At 32.1% G+C, this 21605-nt stretch carries 24 protein-coding genes and 1 pseudogene; 17 read left to right on the top strand and 8 right to left on the bottom strand.

The window, feature by feature from the left end; translation table 11 throughout:
• Positions 1-44: 44 nt before the first annotated feature.
• From E5Z56_RS12075 to tnpA (E5Z56_RS08605), 4 genes are read right to left on the bottom strand one after another with little or no spacing between them, the layout of a single operon-like run.
• Positions 45-287, bottom strand: coding sequence for an IS66 family transposase zinc-finger binding domain-containing protein (locus E5Z56_RS12075; protein ID WP_138157979.1), 243 nt, complete (start codon positions 285-287; stop codon positions 45-47).
• Positions 259-549: an IS66 family transposase gene (locus E5Z56_RS08595; protein ID WP_138156312.1), complete on the bottom strand. Its 291-nt coding sequence runs from the start codon at positions 547-549 to the stop codon at positions 259-261. Before E5Z56_RS08595 ends, E5Z56_RS12075 begins: the two co-directional genes overlap by 29 nt.
• 49 nt (positions 550-598) lie before the next feature.
• A complete protein-coding gene (gene tnpB, locus E5Z56_RS08600) occupies positions 599-955 on the bottom strand; it encodes an IS66 family insertion sequence element accessory protein TnpB (RefSeq protein WP_138156313.1) in 357 nt (118 codons plus the stop codon).
• Positions 956-1011: 56 nt separating this feature from the next.
• On the bottom strand, positions 1012-1278 hold the full coding sequence (gene tnpA / locus E5Z56_RS08605) for an IS66 family insertion sequence element accessory protein TnpA (RefSeq protein WP_138156897.1): 267 nt from the start codon (positions 1276-1278) through the stop codon (positions 1012-1014).
• Between the two features lie 138 nt (positions 1279-1416).
• On the opposite strand from tnpA (E5Z56_RS08605), the gene E5Z56_RS08610 reads away from it, so the two are divergent.
• Positions 1417-2604, top strand: coding sequence for a tetratricopeptide repeat protein (locus E5Z56_RS08610; RefSeq protein ID WP_138157425.1), 1188 nt, complete (start codon positions 1417-1419; stop codon positions 2602-2604).
• On the opposite strand, the gene E5Z56_RS08615 is transcribed toward E5Z56_RS08610, so the two are convergent.
• Entirely contained in the window at positions 2570-3562 is a 993-nt protein-coding gene (locus E5Z56_RS08615) for a D-alanine--D-alanine ligase family protein (protein ID WP_138157426.1), read from the bottom strand. The genes E5Z56_RS08610 and E5Z56_RS08615 overlap by 35 nt on opposite strands.
• A gap of 132 nt (positions 3563-3694) precedes the next feature.
• Here E5Z56_RS08615 and E5Z56_RS08620 point away from each other — a divergent pair, with 132 nt between their 5' ends.
• The 8 genes and pseudogenes from E5Z56_RS08620 to E5Z56_RS08660 all read left to right on the top strand — a co-directional run bounded on the left by E5Z56_RS08620 (position 3695) and on the right by E5Z56_RS08660 (position 9462).
• The gene (locus E5Z56_RS08620) at positions 3695-4981 is read left to right on the top strand and encodes an FRG domain-containing protein (protein WP_138157427.1); all 1287 of its coding nucleotides are present in this window, start codon (positions 3695-3697) and stop codon (positions 4979-4981) included.
• 79 nt (positions 4982-5060) lie between these two features.
• A complete protein-coding gene (locus E5Z56_RS08625; RefSeq protein ID WP_207668582.1) occupies positions 5061-6836 on the top strand; it encodes an AAA family ATPase in 1776 nt (591 codons plus the stop codon).
• Positions 6837-7175: 339 nt separating this feature from the next.
• Positions 7176-7370, top strand: coding sequence for an IS66 family insertion sequence element accessory protein TnpA (gene tnpA / locus E5Z56_RS08630; RefSeq protein ID WP_138156583.1), 195 nt, complete (start codon positions 7176-7178; stop codon positions 7368-7370).
• Positions 7371-7498: 128 nt separating this feature from the next.
• Positions 7499-7855 carry an IS66 family insertion sequence element accessory protein TnpB gene (gene tnpB, locus E5Z56_RS08635; RefSeq protein WP_138156313.1) on the top strand — a complete coding sequence of 119 codons (357 nt, stop codon included), beginning with the start codon at positions 7499-7501 and terminating at the stop codon, positions 7853-7855.
• 162 nt (positions 7856-8017) lie between these two features.
• Positions 8018-8194: an IS66 family transposase gene (locus E5Z56_RS08640; protein ID WP_138157428.1), complete on the top strand. Its 177-nt coding sequence runs from the start codon at positions 8018-8020 to the stop codon at positions 8192-8194.
• A 16-nt stretch (positions 8195-8210) separates the two neighbouring features.
• A complete protein-coding gene (locus E5Z56_RS11930) occupies positions 8211-8435 on the top strand; it encodes an IS66 family transposase zinc-finger binding domain-containing protein (protein WP_408638890.1) in 225 nt (74 codons plus the stop codon).
• Positions 8429-9247: pseudogene (gene tnpC / locus E5Z56_RS08650) on the top strand (IS66 family transposase); the annotation flags it as partial. The gene E5Z56_RS11930 and the pseudogene tnpC, both read left to right, overlap by 7 nt.
• Positions 9247-9462: a transposase domain-containing protein gene (locus E5Z56_RS08660; RefSeq protein WP_138156894.1), complete on the top strand. Its 216-nt coding sequence runs from the start codon at positions 9247-9249 to the stop codon at positions 9460-9462. The pseudogene tnpC and the gene E5Z56_RS08660, both read left to right, overlap by 1 nt.
• Positions 9463-9605: 143 nt before the next feature.
• Here the strand turns inward: E5Z56_RS08660 and E5Z56_RS08665 are convergent, their stop codons facing one another.
• From E5Z56_RS08665 to E5Z56_RS08675, 3 genes are all read right to left on the bottom strand, one after another.
• On the bottom strand, positions 9606-9830 hold the full coding sequence (locus E5Z56_RS08665) for a DUF378 domain-containing protein (protein WP_138157430.1): 225 nt from the start codon (positions 9828-9830) through the stop codon (positions 9606-9608).
• Between the two features lie 72 nt (positions 9831-9902).
• Positions 9903-10271 carry a hypothetical protein gene (locus E5Z56_RS08670; protein WP_022506266.1) on the bottom strand — a complete coding sequence of 123 codons (369 nt, stop codon included), beginning with the start codon at positions 10269-10271 and terminating at the stop codon, positions 9903-9905.
• A gap of 81 nt (positions 10272-10352) precedes the next feature.
• Positions 10353-10586 (bottom strand): helix-turn-helix domain-containing protein, encoded by a 234-nt coding sequence (locus E5Z56_RS08675; protein WP_138157431.1) that lies wholly within the window; start codon positions 10584-10586, stop codon positions 10353-10355.
• 114 nt (positions 10587-10700) lie between these two features.
• On the opposite strand from E5Z56_RS08675, the gene E5Z56_RS08680 reads away from it, so the two are divergent.
• From E5Z56_RS08680 to E5Z56_RS08715, 8 genes are all read left to right on the top strand, one after another.
• Positions 10701-11222, top strand: a complete 522-nt coding sequence (locus tag E5Z56_RS08680) for a zinc ribbon domain-containing protein (RefSeq protein ID WP_138157432.1) — start codon at positions 10701-10703, stop codon at positions 11220-11222.
• Complete coding sequence (locus tag E5Z56_RS08685) at positions 11219-11842, top strand: hypothetical protein (RefSeq protein ID WP_138157433.1); 624 nt, start codon at positions 11219-11221, stop codon at positions 11840-11842. The genes E5Z56_RS08680 and E5Z56_RS08685 overlap by 4 nt, the downstream gene beginning before the upstream one ends.
• Before the next feature lie 241 nt (positions 11843-12083).
• Positions 12084-12278 (top strand): helix-turn-helix domain-containing protein, encoded by a 195-nt coding sequence (locus E5Z56_RS08690; protein WP_138157434.1) that lies wholly within the window; start codon positions 12084-12086, stop codon positions 12276-12278.
• A 67-nt stretch (positions 12279-12345) separates the two neighbouring features.
• Positions 12346-12945 (top strand): DDE-type integrase/transposase/recombinase, encoded by a 600-nt coding sequence (locus tag E5Z56_RS08695; RefSeq protein WP_138157435.1) that lies wholly within the window; start codon positions 12346-12348, stop codon positions 12943-12945.
• A 289-nt stretch (positions 12946-13234) separates the two neighbouring features.
• Complete coding sequence (gltX, locus tag E5Z56_RS08700; RefSeq protein WP_138157981.1) at positions 13235-14890, top strand: glutamate--tRNA ligase; 1656 nt, start codon at positions 13235-13237, stop codon at positions 14888-14890.
• Positions 14891-14959: 69 nt separating this feature from the next.
• Positions 14960-16669 (top strand): ABC transporter ATP-binding protein, encoded by a 1710-nt coding sequence (locus E5Z56_RS08705; RefSeq protein ID WP_138157436.1) that lies wholly within the window; start codon positions 14960-14962, stop codon positions 16667-16669.
• Positions 16669-18396, top strand: coding sequence for an ABC transporter ATP-binding protein (locus tag E5Z56_RS08710; protein WP_138157437.1), 1728 nt, complete (start codon positions 16669-16671; stop codon positions 18394-18396). The genes E5Z56_RS08705 and E5Z56_RS08710 overlap by 1 nt, the downstream gene beginning before the upstream one ends.
• Positions 18397-18478: 82 nt before the next feature.
• Positions 18479-21559, top strand: a complete 3081-nt coding sequence (locus tag E5Z56_RS08715; protein WP_138157438.1) for a CDP-glycerol glycerophosphotransferase family protein — start codon at positions 18479-18481, stop codon at positions 21557-21559.
• The last annotated feature ends 46 nt before the right edge of the window (positions 21560-21605 follow it).

Genomic DNA, 21605 nt, shown 5'->3' on the forward strand with positions numbered 1-21605 from the left:
AGCAAAGCTGCCTTTGATTACTGGCTTTTCCTGTGGTGTTTTTACTATTGGGGTCTCAATACCGTTTTCTCACAATTCTTGCAGGCGTAGGTGTAATATACATCCTCCTGAATAATCACCTCAGCAGGTTTGATTTTTAATGTTTTCTTTACTTCCTTACCAATAACCTCAAGCTGTTCATTACAGTTAGGACATACCTTTTCTTCTTCGGGAAGAGTATGCTCTACAACAACTGTCTTGATGTTTTCTGGTAATTTGTCAAGAGTAGCTTCTTTCTTTTCGGGTATGAGAAGCCACCTTAACCTCTTCCTTTGCTTCTACATCTGAGTAGAGCTCTGCTTCGTTATGAAGAAGACTAAGCTGTTCGTAAATATATTCCGATTGTTCACTTTTTGAGCCATAGGTCTTTTTATTATTTATCTTAAGCTGCTCCATCAGCCACTTCACCTGTGTTTCAAGTTCTGAACAGTGCTCTTTTAATGATTTTAGTTCATTATATTCATCCAGTGAAATAGTAATTGTTTCACTGTTTTTATCCTTGATTATCATACCTATATTATACCACAAAACAAGGCAAAAGTACAGTATTTAAGCCATTTTATGAGAACTTTATTCCACTTATTTTTTGTGTTGACTTAGGCTGGATTATATTAAGTCCCTCCATTAACCAACGATATTGCTGAGGTGTTATTGTGACACATTCTTCAGATTTTCGAGGCCATTGAAACTTACCTTTTTCAAGCCTTTTATACAGAAGCAGAAATCCGTCACCTTCCCAATACAAACCTTTAATTCTATCCGTTCTTCGTCCACAGAAGAGAAACAAAGCATTTGTACAAGACTCAAGCTTAAACTGCTTTTCTATTATTGTTGCAAGTCCGTCTATTCCTCTGCGTAGATCAGTATATCCACTTGCAAGGTATATCGGGCAATTACAATTAAAATCATTAAGCATTTTCATTGCCCTCAACACAGCTGTTATTGTAGCTTCGTCAGCACCATTATTGATTTCTACTGTGAAATCATTTCTTTGATAGAAATCATAGGTGAGTTAGCGTTTACTTCTGGTTCTACTGACACTTCTATGAATTGAGGTCTGTTTTTTTGAGTGTAGGCTTCGTATACCTTTTTCTGTCTGCTCCAAAATGTACTTACAGGAATATTGTTATTTCTGCACCACTGCGCAACACTTAACCCACTGTTGTTGCATTTCTCTACTTGGTTTGCCCAAAGAGCCAGGTTCTGTTCTTTTCTTAATGTTCTGATACCTTTGTTCATACGAAACTCTCCAATCGTTTTTTGTTGTAGTCTATTGTAGATGTTCGTCTACAACTTATTTACTTGGATATTTTCGCATGTTTTCAAATCCGCTTCAAGACGCTGGCTTATTTGACGGTTACGTTATTATTTCTATGTATGAAGTTTTCTGATGAAGAATTGTTTTCTTTATTACCTAGATTAAAAGAATTTTTAAATAATCAAAAGTATCCACAATTATTAGTTAATAAGCTAGTGGAATATCGAGAATCTATATTAAAAATTACAGCAAATAGTATAATTATACAAAAAGGTATATATGAATTAACAATCTTATTAATTGAAGTTTGCATCTCAAATAAACTTGCAGATGAAGCACAGAAAAACCTTAATACTATTTTTGATGCCGATAATAACTATCATTTGGCATTGCAAGGGTTAATCTATTCCTTGAGTGAATCATTTGAAACTGAAGTTAAGTTACAGTCATTAATTGAAAATGCACCAACCAATAGCAGACTGAAACTTATTCTCGAATTAGCACTAATGAATTATTGTATGAAAATGCACAGTTCTAATATATCTGGAAAACTAGGTATAGAAATTTTAAATAATCCTTTTTATATGAAATTCAAGGAGTATGCATATGTACTTAGAAATTATGCTGAATTATGTGATGATAATGAAACAGCAATAGAATATTATATGAAAGCATTAAAAATATTTAAAACTCAAAAAATGAACCTAAATGTTTCGTCCGTATATATGTCTTTAGCAATGATTTATGCTTATAAAGGAAATCTATTAGAAGCAAAAAAATCACTAAAAAGTGCTCTATCATTGGATCAAAGTAGTACTACAATATGCTATTATTTGAATAACATTGCTGTAATTGACATTTTGGGTAATAAATACGATCAAAAAACTGAAAAAGCTTTACTTGATTCATCTTTATTATCAGTTACAGTATATGAAACTGTACTCATATACTGTAACTTATTAATTTATTATTGCCTGACAGATAAGTATGATACAGCATCTTTTTATGTTAAAAAAATAGAAGATTTATATTCAAACTTTCAATATGAGGAGTTTCTACATATTGTTTATCAAGATTTATTTTTTTATTATTCAAGAATAAAAAATATTGAAATGACAAATTTTTATTACAAAAAAATCATAGCAATAATAAATAATCCTAACACAAAAGAATTTACAAGAAGCCTTGCAGAAGGTATAAATGGGTTATGTGATAGTAATTCTTTTTATTCAAAATTTCCATTTAGAGTTGATTTCTTAGGTTATTGGGAGTTCACAATTGATAGTGAGTTAGGCCATTGTTTATAAGAAATTCAAACATTTCTGATAAAGAATATCCTTGTTTTTGGAACGCATAATAGAATGCACAATCGTCACCTAAATAACAATCAGGGGATAATTCTATTAAATGAAATTCGCCCTTATGAAATCTTCCGTCCACCCTCATAAATTCTATTTTATGAAAAGATTTGAATAAGCAATGAAGTTTTTCTTTAGTATTTTCATCAATATAGCTACTTAATTTAAATCCTATACTTGAGTCATCAATTTTTTTGGTTTCAAATCCCCAAATTTCTTTATCGAAAAGTTCTTTATTTGCCATTGTCAATTGTACTTCTTGACTAAAGACAACTTGATTTTTATTACCAACTATAATTAACTCAACTTCTTGTCCGTCTAGATATTCCTCTACCAATATAGGCATTTTGTGATAGTAAAATAATTCTTCGCAAAGTGTAATAGCTTTATCGTAATCAACACAAACATTATTATTAGATATTCCGGTAGAGCCACCTCCGAAATTTGGCTTTATGACAAGGGGAAGTTTTAAAGATCTTATAGATTTAATAACATAATCTTTGTTATCTAAATTCCTTACTAAAAAACAAGGTGCAGATTTTATTCCAAACTGTTTTGCAAATAATTTAGATGTGTATTTATCGTTGCAAATCATATGTGTATAATCATCTGCTCCGATATATCGCATATTCATTCCTTCGCATATACCGGGAACTATGCTTTTTGAATCAGGGGTATTTTTACCATATTTCATTGGGAATATCAAATTACTTTTATGCTGTTTAATATTATCAACAAAATCTTCAATTTCCGTATACATTTCAAATTCTTTGCAACAGTTTTTGATTGCATCCGAAATTTTTTGAGTGGATATGCAACTGTTTCCTTCCAAATTACGGTCAGAAATAGAAGCCTTACTTATTTTTGTGTTACTATCTGTTACTAATACAATTTTTTCATTAATCATTTTTAACTTCCTTTCCCATAGATAATTTAAAGTTATCCTTTATTTGTCGAAGTTGTGTGTAGGAGAGGAAAAATAATTGTATTAAAATTTAATGATAAATATGCTTTAATTTAAGAAAAGGGGTAAGTATTTATGTTTTTTTTCTTTTTTGAAAACAATCTGATTGAAAATACAATTATTAAAAAAGCTTTTGAAATAGTATGTATAAACAAGTTAAGACAGGATTACTATTGTGATATGTCTGAGTATATATTTGCAAGAATAAATAAAAATGAGATTTATTCTTCTTTGTCTGCAATGAAATCACCTTTTGCTTATCTTTATAAAAATTCATATCCACAAAGAGATAAGGCAAACGAATATTGGTACTCTTTTAGTAAAAATAATTTAGTTTGTTATAATGAGAAAATGGAAATGAGTGCTATTGAAGCAAAGGCAATAGTTTATTGGATTTATAGAATTTATAATAATGCAGAACAGCGAAGAGTAGCTACAAAAGAAATGTTAAGTGAACTTAGCTTTTCTTTTGAATTGGATGAATTGTCATTTGCTCAGGCTATTATATACATAAAATCTAAAGTAGAGATTAATTTAATAACTTCTTTTGATAAAGCAAATAAAATATTACAATCAATCGGAAAAACCGGAAACAGTATATATTACAGAGGTCACTCTAATGTGAATTATGTTTTGCTTCCTTCGGTAATGCGTTTAAATAGTTGGTATGAGCATGAATGTGACCTATACAATGAGACTGTAATAGAGTGTCCTGATTCATTTAAAAACTCCTCTACCCATCTTGACTATTTAGTTGAAATGCAACACTATGGATTACCTACAAGACTTTTAGATATTACAAGAAATCCTTTAGTAGCACTTTATTTTGCATGTTGTGATAATTTTAATAGTCAAGGTGAATTAGTTGTTTTTGATGTGAAAACTGATGAAATTAAGTATCCAAAAAGCGATACGGTTTCAATATTAGCTAGTTTACCACTATTAGATTCTAATATGAAGAAGAAATTGCTTACATGGGCGAAGGATAAGACTCTTAGTACAAGTGATTTTAATTGTAAAGCAATTAGACTTCTTCATGAAGTAAAATTAGAAAAACCTGCCTTTAGAGATGAGATAGTTAAAGAGGATATTTTAAACTGTTTTTTTGTTCTTGCTGAGAAAAAGAATGATAGAATTATTAAGCAGGATGGTGCTTTTATAATTTGTGGGTTATTTGATATAACAAATAATGTAATTAATAAGTATAGGTATAGAGAGGGTAAAAAAATTCAAATTTATATAATAGAAAAACAAGCTAAAAAGGGCATTTTAAAACAGCTGGACAAGTTTTCAATTAACAGAGGTCAGCTCTTTCCTGAAATTGCAGATGTGACAGGACATGTAAAAGAAAAATATAAATAGTTTATCTTATATTTATTAACATCTATTATGCAAAAATTAATTATATATTTCATTGTTTTTTAAGAAAGAAGGAGTAGTAATGTATTTGCGTTCACTGAGAATTCAAGGCTTTAGAAAACATTACGATACTACAATTGTTTTTTCTGATTCTACATTCTTAATTGGTGAAAATAATGTTGGGAAAAGTAGTATTTTGTATGCCCTTGACTATTTGTTGAATGGTAAAAAAGTAAATCAGAATGAATATTTTTCATGTATCACTACAGAGGGAGAGAATAAACGAATTGCTGATGATATTATTTTGACAGCAGAATTCTGTGATTTACCTACTGAAGCTAGGTTATGGAGAGGCTTTAAAGGCAGAGTAATACCATCTATTAACAAGGTTGCCGGTGAAACCGGGTTGAGTTTTATATACAGAAAAACTTTTAGTATTGGTGCATCTTCAGCAAAAATTGAAACCAAAGAATTTAAAAAAGAAATTAAACCTAATTATAGAGATTGTAAGACTGTACAAGATTATTTGGATAATGGTTTAGATGAAGGTAATTTATCAGATGAAATAAACCAATTAGATAGGGATAAGAAGTTGACGAACAAGCAAAAAAGAATGTTTGATTCAGTAGATGAAATATTTGATTTTGATGAAACTGAAGAAGTATGGGTAGAAAATCCCGGTGGTATTCCTCAGAATGTATTGAGTAAATTGCCTAAGTACTTACTCATACCGGCACAGGATAGAGAAGATGAAATAACAGGATCATCAGGTACACTTCAAAAGACCTTAAATGAATTATTTTCTGAAATAAGAGAATCTTCAGAAAATTACAAAAAGGCTCAAGAATATTTGGATAAATTAAGCCAAGAATTAAATCCTGAAGATACTAGTACTGAAATTTCTAAAATGATTGTGGAACTTAATAACATTGTATCGGAAATATTTCCTGGTACGGGAATTACAACATTAGCTAATTTAAGTGATGCTGATAGTGTAATAAAGCCAACATTCCGTATAGAAATGAATAGCAATATTACAACACCTGCCAATTTACAGGGAACCGGACTTATTAGATCCACAGTGTTTGCTTTATTAAGGTATAAAAGTTTAAGGGATAATCGAAAAAATAATTCTGAAACAAGACCTTTGATTATCGGATTTGAAGAACCGGAAATTTATTTGCATCCGAATGCTATTAGTAAAATGAGAGATACGATATATAACTTGGCAGAGAATGCAGATAATCAAATTGTTTGTACAACCCATTCTCCGTATATGATTGATATTAGCAAAAAACCATCTCAAGTACTTAACAGTTTATGGACTACTATAAGGGATGATATATCAGAAGACGGAAAAGCTGAATTGGTTGAATCTATGCCTTTTAATGTTACAGATGAGTTTATAAAACTACAAGGAGATTCAAAAAATTATATTAAAATGATTTTAAAAATTGATGAATCAATTGCTAGATGTTTTTTTGTTAAAAAAGTCTTGATTGTGGAAGGTGACACTGAACAAGTTGTTTTGACTGAGACCATAAACAGAATGCCACACTCTCTAAAAAATCAAATATTTTCTGATTGGCATATAGTAAGGGCTCGTGGAAAAGCTGCAATTATTCCATTAGTTAAATATTTAAAAGCTATGACTATAGATGTCTATGTTATACATGATGGTGACTTTGGAGTGAATGGCGCAGAGTGTTTTAATAAACCAATAAGAGAAGCCTTAAGTGATGATAGTAAATTAGTTGTGTTAGAAAATTGTATTGAGGATGTTTTAGGATATAATGCTCCAAAAACTGATAAGCCATTTGTAGCATATAAGCATATACAAGATAATTGGACTGACTAGAACAGTATACCAGAATTATGGAGAAAGTCTGTTCAAAAAATTTTTACTGAAAGTAGAACAATAGTGCATAAGACTATTGTAAGTAACACTATAAATTAATATTAAACAAACTAAAACGGCCGGTACTTATGTACCGGCCGTTTTTACTTTAGGGTTATTTGATTTTACAATTGATATTTTATAATACCTTTTATAATACTATAATGTTTGATTTTTTGTAACCGTCAAATAAGCCAGCGTCTTGAAGCGGATTTGAAAACATGCGAAAATATCCAAGTAAATAAGTTGTAGACGAACATCTACAATAGACTACAACAAAAAACGATTGGAGAGTTTCGTATGAACAAAGGTATCAGAACATTAAGAAAAGAACAGAACCTGGCTCTTTGGGCAAACCAAGTAGAGAAATGCAACAACAGTGGGTTAAGTGTTGCGCAGTGGTGCAGAAATAACAATATTCCTGTAAGTACATTTTGGAGCAGACAGAAAAAGGTATACGAAGCCTACACTCAAAAAACAGACCTCAATTCATAGAAGTGTCAGTAGAACCAGAAGTAAACGCTAACTCACCTATGATTTCTATCAAAGAAATGATTTCACAGTAGAAATCAATAATGGTGCTGACGAAGCTACAATAACAGCTGTGTTGAGGGCAATGAAAAATGCTTAATGATTTTAATTGTAATTGCCCGATATACCTTGCAAGTGGATATACTGATCTACGCAGAGGAATAGACGGACTTGCAACAATAATAGAAAAGCAGTTTAAGCTTGAGTCTTGTACAAATGCTTTGTTTCTCTTCTGTGGACGAAGAACGGATAGAATTAAAGGTTTGTATTGGGAAGGTGACGGATTTCTGCTTCTGTATAAAAGGCTTGAAAAAGGTAAGTTTCAATGGCCTCGAAAATCTGAAGAATGTGTCACAATAACACCTCAGCAATATCGTTGGTTAATGGAGGGACTTAATATAATCCAGCCTAAGTCAACACAAAAAATAAGTGGAATAAAGTTCTCATAAAATGGCTTAAATACTGTACTTTTGCCTTGTTTTGTGGTATAATATAGGTATGATAATCAAGGATAAAACAGTGAAACAATTACTATTTCACTGGATGAATATAATGAACTAAAATCATTAAAAGAGCACTGTTCAGAACTTGAAACACAGGTGAAGTGGCTGATGGAGCAGCTTAAGATAAATAATAAAAAGACCTATGGCTCAAAAAGTGAACAATCGGAATATATTTACGAACAGCTTAGTCTTCTTCATAACGAAGCAGAGCTCTACTCAGATGTAGAAGCAAAGGAAGAGGTTAAGGTGGCTTCTCATACCCGAAAAGAAAGAAGCTACTCTTGACAAATTACCAGAAAACATCAAGACAGTTGTTGTAGAGCATACTCTTCCCGAAGAAGAAAAGGTATGTCCTAACTGTAATGAACAGCTTGAGGTTATTGGTAAGGAAGTAAAGAAAACATTAAAAATCAAACCTGCTGAGGTGATTATTCAGGAGGATGTATATTACACCTACGCCTGCAAGAATTGTGAGAAACACGGTATTGAGACCCCAATAGTAAAACACCACAGGAAAAGCCAGTAATCAAAGGCAGCTTTGCTTCACCAGAAGCAGTGGCTCACATTATGACACAGAAGTTTGTGATATACTCACCACTCTATAGACAAGAACAAGACCTGAAAAGGCAAGGTGTTGAATTAACAAGACAGACAATGTCTAACTGGATACTTAAAGCGAGTCAGCTGTGGTTAGAACCAATATATGAGAAGTTAAGAGAGCTTCTCATAAAAGAGGAAGTAATCCATGCAGATGAAACAACACTGCAGGTACTGAAAACCAAAGAGAAGCCTACTCCAAAGAAAGCATATATGTGGCTGTACAGAACGAGTGGATGCTCTGAAAAGAATATCGTACTGTATGATTACAAACCAAACAGAAAGATTGAAAATGCGGAGAACTTTCTTGAAGGTTTTAATGGCTACATACACGCAGATGGTTATCAGGGATATCACAAACTTGGAGATAACTTCACAGTTGTTGGTTGCTGGGCGCATTGCAGAAGAAAATTTGCTGAAGCATTAGAAATGATAAGCAAGGACGAACGAGCAAACTCAACAGCTGGAATTGCTTTAGATTACTGCAATCAGCTATATGCAATAGAAAAGAAATAGCTGATAAAAGCTATGAAGAAATACTAAAGGTGCGACAAGAAAAATCAAAGCCAATTCTTGACGCTTTTGTGCTGGGCTGAAAAGCAAAGCATAGCATTTAAAAGCAAACTTGGTGGTGCGTTTACCTATCTTAAGAATAACGAGAAATATCTCAGAAGATATTTAGAGGACGGCAGATTAGAAATTGACAATAACCGAGCCGAAAGAAGCATTAAGCCTTTGTGATGGGCAGAAAGAATTTCCTGTTTGCCAATACTGAGTCAGGAGCTACTGGCAGTGCTGTTATGTACAGCATAATCGAAACAGCCAAAGAGAACAATCTGAATCCGTTTAGATATCTGACCTATATCTTCAAAAAGTTCCCTAATATTAAGGAAAATGAAACGGCTGATATTCTACTGCCTTGGAATGCACCAGAGGAGTGCAAAGTTAAAATTTGATACATATGTGGAAATCCCTGCGAGAACAAACTCGCAGGGGTTTTTTAGGATGATTTGACGGTTACGATTTTTTAATCCTAAATGTTATTTGATTTTCTTTTAAACCTACATTTAATATTGTTTTTGATTTGCTTTTGAAATTGCTATTTAGAATTGTTATCGGTAATGGAATTTGCGTTAGTGGTATCTTTGAAAAGCAAAGTAATGCACCAAATTGCACATAGACAAATAATGATGTAAATAATTCTGCTGATTACACCGGTCTGACCACCACACAAAAATGCCACAAGGTCAAATTTAAAAATGCCCACAAGACCCCAGTTAATACCACCGATAATTAAAAGGGTCAAAGCTATTTTATCAATCATATATATACCTCCATAAATGATTTCAAAATTAGTTTTGACCTAAAAATAAGAAATATTCAGTTTTATTGATTTTTAGAACATTACAAAAATGCCTATAATTGCAATTAAAATAAGTATCAATGCAAAAATTCTGCACATAAGTATTGCTTTTTTGATTTGATGTTTTCTAATCATACTTTCTGTTGGAAAAGGAAGTAGCAGTAGCATAATTCCTAAACCACCAAAACCAATAACTATCAGACTGTCACCAATAGCACCAAAAAGTGAACCTGCCATAATTCCGATAGGAATTAAAAATACAAATATAGCATCTAAAAATGCAAATAGTTTGCCGTATTTATCTCTTAAATCATAAAATTTGTTGGCATTTTCTTGACATTCATCCTGACAGTACATATCAAAATAAGAAATTTCTTTGCCACAAAATTCACATTTCTTCATAATATCACCTATTTCCTTTAGAATACTATAACATTTTCACAATATAAAGTCAATCGACAAAAGATGTGTTGTGTGTATCAATCAATCTCCTACATATTCAATTATATCTTGAACATTGCAATGTAGTTCTTTACAAATGGACGCAAGAACATAAAGGTCAACTCTGCTAATATTACCGTTATAGTAGCCTTGTACAGTTTCAAATCTTAAATTGCAGTTTACACATAGTTTGTTTTTTGAATAGCCTTTTTCTTTCATAACTTTGTCCAATTTAAATATAATTCCGGATTCATTTTGATTTGGTCTTTTATTCATTATTAACACCTCTATATTGAGAATAACAAAGAAAAAACCTCTTGACACTCTACATTAGAATGTAGTATATTATAGTAAAGACTACATTCTAATGTAGAATAGGAGGTACAATATATGAAAGAAAAAAGTGGTTGTAGTGGGGCATTGTTTATATTTTTAAGTATTGCCAATTTTATTTTTGCTTATTTTGCTTATCGTGGAGAACATAGTGCTAAACCGGCAAAAGTAATAAGCATAATAAATGGAAAAATGTCCTCAGTCGGTTCTCTTGGTGGAAGTTCAAAAGCAGTGGAAATGTACTCAACATTGTTTTACATTTTTATTGTATTAGGTATTATTTTTCTTATATTAAGTATAGTAATGTTTTGTGCAGGTGAATCAAGTAAGAGTGAAAATACTAATGTGAACAGTGAAGAAAATGCTGAAAAAGACAAACCAAGATTTATTGCTTGTCCAAAGTGTGGGGAGCTTAATAGTAGTAATAATACAAAATGTTTTAAATGTAAAACAGACTTGATAGAAATAATCAATAAAAAAGAAACTAAAACTAGTAATGTATGGATATGTCCAAAGTGTGGAAGAGAAAACCAAAATTATGTGGGTACTTGTGGATGTGGTGAGGTAAAACCAAAATGAAAAAGTTAATTGTTTTATCACTATGTTTAATATTTTTATTATCAATTTGTGGTTGTTCAAAAACCGGTAATAGTATTAGTAGTAATGTTAGTTCAAATACTGAAAATATTGAAGAAACAAATAATATGCAACAAACAGAAATTACTAATACAGTAATTACTAAAGATATTACTTTGTCTAGTGAAGACAAGAAAATTATTGATGTATTGTACAATAATAGAGATGAATGGGATGATTATAATACAATTGATGGTGTTAAAGGATGTCCTATAACTAATGTTGCCTTTTACAAAATCAGTTGTGAAGATGGATTTTTTGTATCCGGTTTAAACAATATTCTAAATATAAAGGAAATTAAGGATAAAGTTATCTTTGTCACCAGTGTTAAGTCATATAATGATGTACAGGTAGGTTCTAATATTTACATAGATACAGAAACCCAAAGACTTGGCATGATACATGATTTTTCTGAAAATGATAGAAAAATGATAGAGAAGATTTACGATGATACTGCTGAGAATGGTACTAAGTGGAATATGGAAGCTACCGATGAACAAAAATATTTGATTCTTGAAGATGCTTACAAAAGGTATTTAGAAACAGAAAATTCAGCAGAATAATAAAATTAATATTAAAGTTTTAAGGGTTGTCGTTGTGTTATATGGCAACCCTTTTTATAGTAATACAAATTATTTATAAACAAGGGGATATGTATGTGCTAAAATGATATGACCCAATAAAAAAGAGGAGTAACTTCAAAATATGGTATAATGGAATCGCTCAAAAACATTAACCTAAGAAAGAAGTACTCCTCATGAATATAATAACACAAGAAGCAAAGAAAAAGCAAGCCATAGTAAAATACGCACTAAGAAAGGAAAAAGCGAAGCAAGTAGAGTGTACGGTGTAAGTCTTTCAAGCGTAAAGAGATGGTGTAAACAATATGACGGTACCTGGCAATCGCTATTGCCTAAATCACGCAGACCACATAGTCATCCCAACAGACACACAAAAGAGAAGAAAGACAAATTAGAAATTCTTTTAAAAGTGCTATGAAAGATATGGATGGGATGGAGTATACAGTGATTTAAAGAGAAAAGGATATACAAGAAGCTATTCAGGAATGATATATGCTGCAAAAAGAATGGGCTTAGTAAAATATAAAAAGACCAAGAAAAAGAGCCGTAATCATAGAAGATATCCGGAGCTGTTAATACCTGGAGAAAAGGTGCAGATAGATGTAAAAGAAGTGCCATACAATTGCTTAAGAGGCAAGGCTTTAAGGGACGGAAAGCATTTTTATCAATGGACTGCAATAGATGAATGTACAAGAATGAGATTTGTATATGGGTTTGAAGAACATACACCGGAAAACTCAACTAAATTCTTGAAAATGTTATTAAAAGAATTTCCGTTTAAAATAAAAACGGTTCAAACAGATAACGGAAGAGAGTTCACATATAAATATCAAAGCAGTGAAGTGAAAAGTCCTTTTGAAATAGAATTGAACAAATTAGGTATAAATCATAAATTAATACCACCACGAACACCTTGGCACAATGGGAAGGTAGAAAGAAGTCATAGAAACGACCAAAGATATTTCTATGATTGGGAAACATTCAAAAATATTGAAGAATTAAATACAAAGTTAAAAGGACATTTAGAATGGAGTAATAACAAGACAATGAGAACACTTGAATACAAAGTCCAATGCAGTTATTGAGTGAAAAGTTAGAATTGAAATCCATTCATTAATTAATATTCATAATCAAAAGTCAGTAAAACAAGCGAAATATTAAATCGTATTTTATTTTTACCCTAAAATGGGTCATATCTATTTACAACACAGATACAAATTATTTATAAACAAGGGGATAATTCTTGACAAAATACTACTATAATCTTATAATAATTTAGTATGTGTAAGTATGATTTTTACTTAGTTTAGTAGAAATTTTACTTTGATAGTTTGAAATTAAAAAATGAAAAAATTTAGAGTTTGTGGTGATAATATGGATTACAACAAGTTAGCTGAACTTTTACTACCTGATAGTAAAATGACTAGGGAAGAAGTTTTTGCAAAATTCCCTAAAAGAAATTTAAAGGAAGGTGCTCAGGTTACTCGTATAGCACCGTCACCAACAGGTTTTATTCACCTTGGTAACCTATATTCTGCAGTAGCAGATGAAAGAATTGCTCACCTATCAGATGGTGTGTTTTATTTAAGAATTGAAGATACTGACCTAAAGCGTAAAGTTGATGGTGCAGTTGATATTATTATCAATGTTATGAAGTACTTTGGCATTGAATTTGATGAAGGTGCAGGTCAAGAAGATAAGGGCAACAATAACTATGGTCCTTATTATCAGCGTCAGAGAGTAGAGTACTACCATGTGTTTGCTAAGGAGCTTATTCAGAAAGGCTTAGCTTATCCTTGTTTCTGTACTGAAGAAGATAATGCACAACTTAGAGAGGCTCAACAGGCAGAAAATGCTACTCCGGGTTACTATGGTAAGTGGGCAAAGTGTCGTTCACTTACACTTGAAGAAATTGAAGAAAACCTAAAGGCAGGTAAGCCTTGGGTTCTAAGACTAAAATCCCCTGGTAGTGAAGATAAAGAAATCACAATCGAAGATAAGATTATGGGCAAAATCTCATTCCCTGAGAATACTCACGATATTGTTATTCTAAAGAGTGACGGTGTTCCAACATACCACTTTGCCCATGTAGTTGACGATACATTAATGGGTACAACACTTGTAATTCGTGGTAATGAATGGCTAAGCTCAGTACCAACTCACTTCCAGCTAAATCAGGTATTAGGTTTTAGACAGTTTAAGTATGCTCATACTGCTCACCTAATGAAGATTGACGAAGAAACAGGCAAGAAGAGAAAGCTATCTAAGAGAAAAGACCCTGAACTTTCTCTAGACTTCTATCGTCAAGACGGTTACCACCCATATACTGTTAAGATTTATCTATTAACACTACTTAACAGTAACTTTGAAGAATGGCATGACAAAAACCCTAACAAGGATATTAATGAATTCCCATTCTCAGTAAAGAAAATGTCACAGAGTGGTGCATTGTTTGATTTACAGAAGTTCCATGATATTTGTAAGAAAGAATTTGCAAAAATGTCACTTGAAGAAGTTTATTCTTTCCTAGAAGAATGGACTAAGGAATATGATGCTGAACATTACGATATGTACTTCGGTGACAAGGAATATATGGAAAAGGTTCTAACACTTTGTATGGGCCTTAACCAAAAGAGAAGAAGAAAAGACTTTGCTTATGCAAAACAGATTATGGCTAGTCTATCATACTTCTTTAAGGAAACATTTGTACCAAAGAATCAGTATGACTTTGATAATGAAACAGTGAAGGCTATCTTAACAAAGTATCTTGAATCTTATGATGAAAATGATGACAACTCAACATGGTTTAATAAGGTAAAGACACTTTCAGAAGAACTTGGTTTTACTACTGATATGAAAGCATACAAGAAGTCACCTGAAAGTTTCAAGGGCAATGTTGCTCAGGTTTCTGAGGCAATTCGTGTTGCTATTACAGGTGAAGCAAATACTCCTGACCTATGTACTATTTGCCAGATTATTGGTAAAGATAATGTTAAGGAAAGAATTGAAAACACTATAAATTCACTTTAAGTTGAATATAGCCACCAAGTAATTTGGTGGCTTGTTTTCCGTAATAATAAATAGATTGGATTATGATTTATGAAAAGTTTGTCTTATTTAAAGGATTATAAGGTGCAGTCAATTTTAGCACCACTTTTTAAGCTACTGGAGGCTTCCTTTGAACTTTTAGTTCCACTTGTAGTAGCTGATATTATTGATAACGGTATCAATAGTGGTGACAAAGCCTATATTTTTCACCGTTGTTTACTGTTAGTTTTACTTGCAGTTGTAGGTCTTATCTCTGCTGTATCTGCTCAGTTCTTTGCTGCTAAGTCAGCTACAGGTGCAACAACAAAGTTAAGAAGTGCATTGTTTAAGAAGATACAGTCACTTTCATTCAGTCAGCTTGACTCTATCGGTTCTGCAACACTTATTACAAGAATGACAAGTGATGTTAACCAAATTCAGACCGGTATTAATATGTTCCTAAGACTGTTACTGCGTTCACCGTTTATAGTTTTTGGTGCAACAATAATGGCATTTTATGTTGATGTTAAGGGTGCTTTGGTTTTTGCAGTAGTAGTACCGGTTCTTGCAATTATAGTTGCTGTGATTATGTCACTGACTATTCCTAGATTTAAGGGTGTACAGAATAAGCTGGATTCTGTTTTACTTAGAACAAAAGAAAATGTAAAAGGTGTAAGAGTTATCAGAGCCTTTACAAGAGAAGATAAAGAGATTGCTGAATTTGAAGAAGAAAATCAAAGCCTTGTAAAACTACAGAATGTTGCAAGTTGGATTTCTTCTATTATGAATCCTGCAACATTTGTTGTAATTAACCTTGGTGTAATTTTCCTAATTTATATCGGTGCAATCAGAGTTGATGTTGGTGTTATCAGTCAAGGTGCAGTTGTTGCCCTTTATAACTATATGTCACAGATTCTTGTTGAACTTATTAAGTTAGCTAACCTAATTATCACAGAAATGAAAGCTATTGCAAGTAAGAACAGAGTTGATGCTATTCTTACTATGGAAGAATATAAGAAGCCTAAGGGTAAAGACAAAAAGTGTGACCACTATATTACATTTGAAAATGTTTCCCTAAGCTACAACAAGAACAATGAATATAGCTTAAATAACATTAGCTTTACTGTTGATAAAGGTGATACTGTTGGTATTATCGGTGGTACAGGTAGTGGTAAAACAAGTGTAATGAACCTACTTTGTGGTTTCTATGAACCTACAAGTGGTGATATTATTCTTAATGACAAGAATATCCTTAATTATTCTGATGAAGAATTAAATGATAATATTTCTGTTGTAATGCAAAAGGCTACTATGTTCAGTGGTACTGTTAAAGAAAATATTACTTTCGGTGCTAAGAATGCTACAGCAGAAGATATTGAAAAGGCTATTGAAATTTCTCAGTCAAAAGAAATTATCAGTAACAAAAGCAAAGGTCTTGATGAAGTTATCCTTGAACAAGGCAAGAACCTATCAGGTGGTCAAAAGCAAAGACTTTCTATTGCAAGAGGTATCGTAAGAAATACTCCTATACTTATTCTTGACGACAGTTTCTCAGCACTTGACTATAAGACAGACAAAACTTTGCGTCAATCCCTTGCTGACTCAAAGGGTGACAGAACAACATTTATTATTTCACAGAGAACATCTACTATTGAACATTGTGACAAAATCCTTGTACTAAATGACGGTGCTCTTGAGGGTGTAGGTACTCATGAAGAATTACTAAAGAGTTGTGAAACCTATAAGGATATTTATGAGTCTTGTAACAAGGAGACATCATAATGAAAAGTTCTTATGTAATTAGAAGAGTATTAAAGTATATTGGTAAGTACAAGTTTTCATTTATAATTTCACTTGTGTTAACTTTATTTTCAACAGTATGTACATTATATATTCCTGTACTTGCCGGTGAAGCAATTGATATGATTGTTGGCAAAGGTAATGTTAACTTTGCAGGACTAACTAAGATTTTAATTCTTATTTTAGTAGCTATTATTATTGGTGGTATTTCTCAGTATTTTACAAATACTTTAAACAACAGAATGGCAAACAATACTGTTAAGGATATGCGTACCGATGCATTTAATAATTTGCAGTATGTTCCTGTTTCTTATATTGACAGCAGAAATACAGGTGACATTGTAAGTAGAGTTATTGCAGATGCAGAGCAGTTCTCTGACGGTTTAATTTTAGGTTTCCAAAACCTATTCTCAGGTGTTATTACTATTTTAGGTACATTGTTCTTTATGTTTACAATCAATATTTGGTTGGCACTTATTGTACTTGTATTAACTCCACTTTCACTTTTTGTTTCTAAGTTTATTTCAAAGAGAACTTATAAATACTTTAAGAAACAAAGTGAACAAAGAGGTAAGGAAACTTCCTATATTGAAGAAATGCTAAGTAACATTAAGGTTGTAAAATCCTATCATAGGGAAGATGAAAATTCTGAAAACTTTGATGTTATCAACGAAGAACTTGGCAAAGACTCTCTAAATGCAACTTTCTTCTCCTCACTGACTAACCCTTGTACAAGATTTGTTAATTCTATTGTATATGCAGTAGTTGGTTTAAGTGGTGCATTGTTTGCAATTAACGGAATTATTACAGTTGGTAACTTGTCAGCATCTTTGGCATATGCAAACCAATACACAAAGCCATTTAACGATATTACAGGTGTTATTACCGAACTGCAAAATGCCATTGCTTGTGCAGGTAGATTGCTTGAAGTTATTGATGCAGAAAAAGAAAGTGATGCAAAAGGTCAATTACCTACCAATGTTAAAGGTGACTTTACTGTTAGTGATGTGGCATTTTCTTATGATAAAAATAAAGAACTTATTAAAAATCTATCCTTTGAACTAAAGAGTGGTCAGCGACTTGCAGTAGTAGGTCCTACAGGCTGTGGTAAAACAACTTTAATCAATCTACTAATGCATTTCTATGATATAGACAGTGGTTCAATTAAGGTTGATGGTGTTGATATTAATACAGTTAGCAGAAAGTCACTAAGACAAAATGTTGGTATGGTGCTACAAGATACATGGTTAAAAAGTGGTACTATTAAAGAAAATATTGTTTTCGGTAATGAAAATGTAACTGATGAACAGGTTATTGAAGCAGCTAAGAAAAGCCATGCACATTCATTTATCAAGAAACTTCACAACGGTTACGATACATTTATCGGTGAAGACGGTGGTTCATTGTCAACAGGTCAAAAGCAGTTAATCTGTATTACAAGACTAATGCTTAGCCCACCACCGATTTTAATTCTTGATGAAGCTACTTCATCAATTGACTTGCTGACAGAACAGAGAATTACAAGGTCATTTATGAAACTTATGAAGGACAGAACAAGTTTTGTTGTTGCTCATAGATTAAAGACAATTGTGGAAAGTGACCTTATCCTTGTTATGAAAGACGGTAAAGTTATTGAAAGTGGTACTCATAAGTCACTTATGGAGCAAAACGGTTTCTACAAAGAACTATATCAAAGCCAGTTTGACTAGTATATATTGCGAATTTAATGAAATATATTGCAATAAATAGGTTTTATATGATATAATCATATGCATACAGGAGGGTATAGAAATGAATTTCTGTGGATTTTTAAATGAATTTACTGATAAGAATGAGAAAGAGGTTATAATTAAAGGCACAGTTTCTGCTGAGATTATAAGCTGTAGTTCAAATTCTATTACTATAAATGTGCCACAGCAAGATTCTAACTTGGATTCAATTATTGGCTTTGCAGCTTTAGATTATGATAATAAATTTCTTTGGTATAATGAAACAGAAGTTACTGAAGGCGAGAACACAGTTGTTTTTGATGGGTTTGATTATTTTGTAGCAGATAGAGCACCTATAAGATATAAGCTATATGCAGTTTTTGAAGAAGATGGTGTTCTTCATTTTTGTAGATTCTACAGTCAAGAAATCAAGGAAAAGTATAAAGCAACATATGACAGAAATTTACTTTATTATGATGTAATAGCTGAAGGTAGATTTGAAGATGAAGATTATTGTACTTGCTTAAGTGTTACCAGAGGTGGCTACTTTGCCTTATTAGTATTTAATAAAAAGGATATTTACAACTTTAGATTTACAAATACTGTTGATGATGTAGAGGTTGTTGACGGTAAATTGACTTTTGATGTAAAGGTTAATAAGGTTAAGGAAGCATCAGAATGGGCACTTGTAGGTATGGATAAATCAGGTGAAGAACCTGTTTATTATGATTTGCCACCACAACCCTTTGATGATGACGGTGAATTCTTTATCAGTCATTGCAGTTTAACAAGAGATTTTATTAAACTGCCTAAGCCAACTACACTAAGCCTTTACACAAAGTATGTTGTAGACGGTAAGCCATATTACACCAGAGTTTCTGTATCATCTCCAAAGGTTTCTAAGAAAATTCGTAAAATTTCTTATGAAGAATTTTTACAGCTAAATGATGACCTAAAGGCTTTTACAATTCGTTCACTTGATAATGATATTCAGTTTGTTTCTGTAGCACCTTCTACCGGTTATGAACTTGTAAATAATAGTGTTAAAGATACTATTTTATCAGAGGACTTTAATGTTTCCAGAGTTTTGTTCTGTACTCAAAGTGTATCGGAAAAGGGTGAATACAATCTTCACCTTAACCCTGATATGAGTGAAGTTGAGGAAATGTGGGCTTATTGTTATTTTCCTAAAACAAAGGAAAAAGTTATTGTTGATGTAGTAAGTTGGGACAAAGATACAGGGAACTTATCCCTTAATCTTTCAAACCTTAAGAAATCTTGCAAGGACTTTACTGCAAGGTCATATATGCTATGTATAGCATTTTTATATGAAGGTCTTGTATATCCTGCTAAACTTAAGAACCCTAACTACCACGGAAAGCTAACTGCTCCTGAACTTTTACCACTTGAAAAAAGATTATTCCCGGTTGTTGAGAGATTTGATATTAATGGTGTTGAAGTGTCACTTGCACCAATCTACTTTGTTTCCGGTAATATATATATTAGAATCAGAGAGAATTTACTTTCTCAGAAGGACCTTGTATTTGTTGATTACAAAAATTTGGATTTCCACGATAACTTTATGGATGTTACTGTAAAGATACCTAAGGAAGATAACCGTAAATATACAGGTTTTGCTTTCACATACAGATACAAGAAAAGTGATGATAGATGTGCTTATTTCATTGAAGGCAAAATCACCAAGAAACTTTTTGGCACATATTTATCAGCAAGTATTGATATGTCAAAACTTGATTTAAAGAGAGTTATATGGGACTTATATGCTACCTTTGAAGAAGATGGCAGAAGATACGGTGCTAGTATTTCTCTTACAGATAAGCAGATAGAAAAGGTACTTTACGACAAAAAGAGAGTTAAAAAGCAAGTTGATTGTACAATCAAAACAGATGAAGGTGAGGATGTTATTTTCCCTTATCATACATCTATCAATACAGTTGCTTTTAATATGAGAGAGAAGTCAAACATTGACTCCAGTGAGTTTAGAGCTAAAGAGTTTGAGGCTCTAAAAATCTTTAAAAGAAATAAAAAGAAACTGTTAAGTCAAAATATTATTCTTATTTATGAGAAGTTCTGTGCTTGTGCTCAAGATAACGGTTACTGTTTCTTTAAGCATTGTATGGAACATAATGTTGAAAAAATCTTAAATGCTAAGATTTATTATATTATCGACAAGAGCGTTTCTGACTATGAAAGAGTAAAGAAGTATGATGACCATGTACTTGATTTTCTTTCAATTGACCATATGGTTTATTTGTTGGCATCAAAGTTACTTGTTTCTTCAGACTCAAAGCCACATAGTTATGCTTGGCGACCAAACAACTCATTTGTTTCAGAAATGCTAAAGGAAAAACAGATTTTCTTCTTACAACATGGTGTTATTGCACTAAAGAGAGTTGATGGTATCTTTGGCAAGAATGGTGGTAATCCGGTTAACAAGTTTGTTGTTTCTACTCCACTTGAAAGGTCAATTATCATTAACAAGTTTGGATATAAGAGTACCGAAGTTTGTATGACAGGTCTTGCCAGATGGGATGAACTTGTTGATAAATCTAAGGATTATAACGAAGTTTTGATTATGCCAACATGGCGTAACTGGCTTGATGAAGCTGAGAACAGCACTTTCTTGCATAGCGATTATTACAAGAACTATTCTAAGTTACTTGAAAGTGAAAGACTAAATAAGCTACTTGAAGATAATAACCTTATGGTTAACTTCTATATTCACCCTAAGTTTAAGGACTATATCGGTAACTTTGATGTTACAAGTAAGAGAATGAGACTTATTCCTTACGGTGAAGAACCTCTGAATGAACTTATGATGAGATGTAAACTTCTGATTACTGACTATAGCTCAGTATGTTGGGATGTTTACTATATGAACAAGCCAATTCTTTTCTATCAGTTTGACTATGATTTATACAACAAGGTTCATGGTTCTTACATTAATATGGAGAAAGATTTGTTCGGTTATCGTAGTTTAACTATGGATAAACTTCTTGATGACTTTGAAAATGCTATTAAAAATAATTTCAAACAACCTAAGGAATTTGACGAAATGAGAGAAAGCACTTTTGCTTTTACTGACAAAAATAATTCCTCAAGAATTGTTCTTGAAATTAAGAAAATGAAAATCTTTGATTAAATCATATAAAAGTTATAAGCACCTCAATGAGGTGCTTTTCTTTGGA

Source organism: Ruminococcus bovis (genome assembly GCF_005601135.1).
GTDB classification, from domain to species: Bacteria; Bacillota; Clostridia; order Oscillospirales; family Acutalibacteraceae; genus Ruminococcoides; species Ruminococcoides bovis.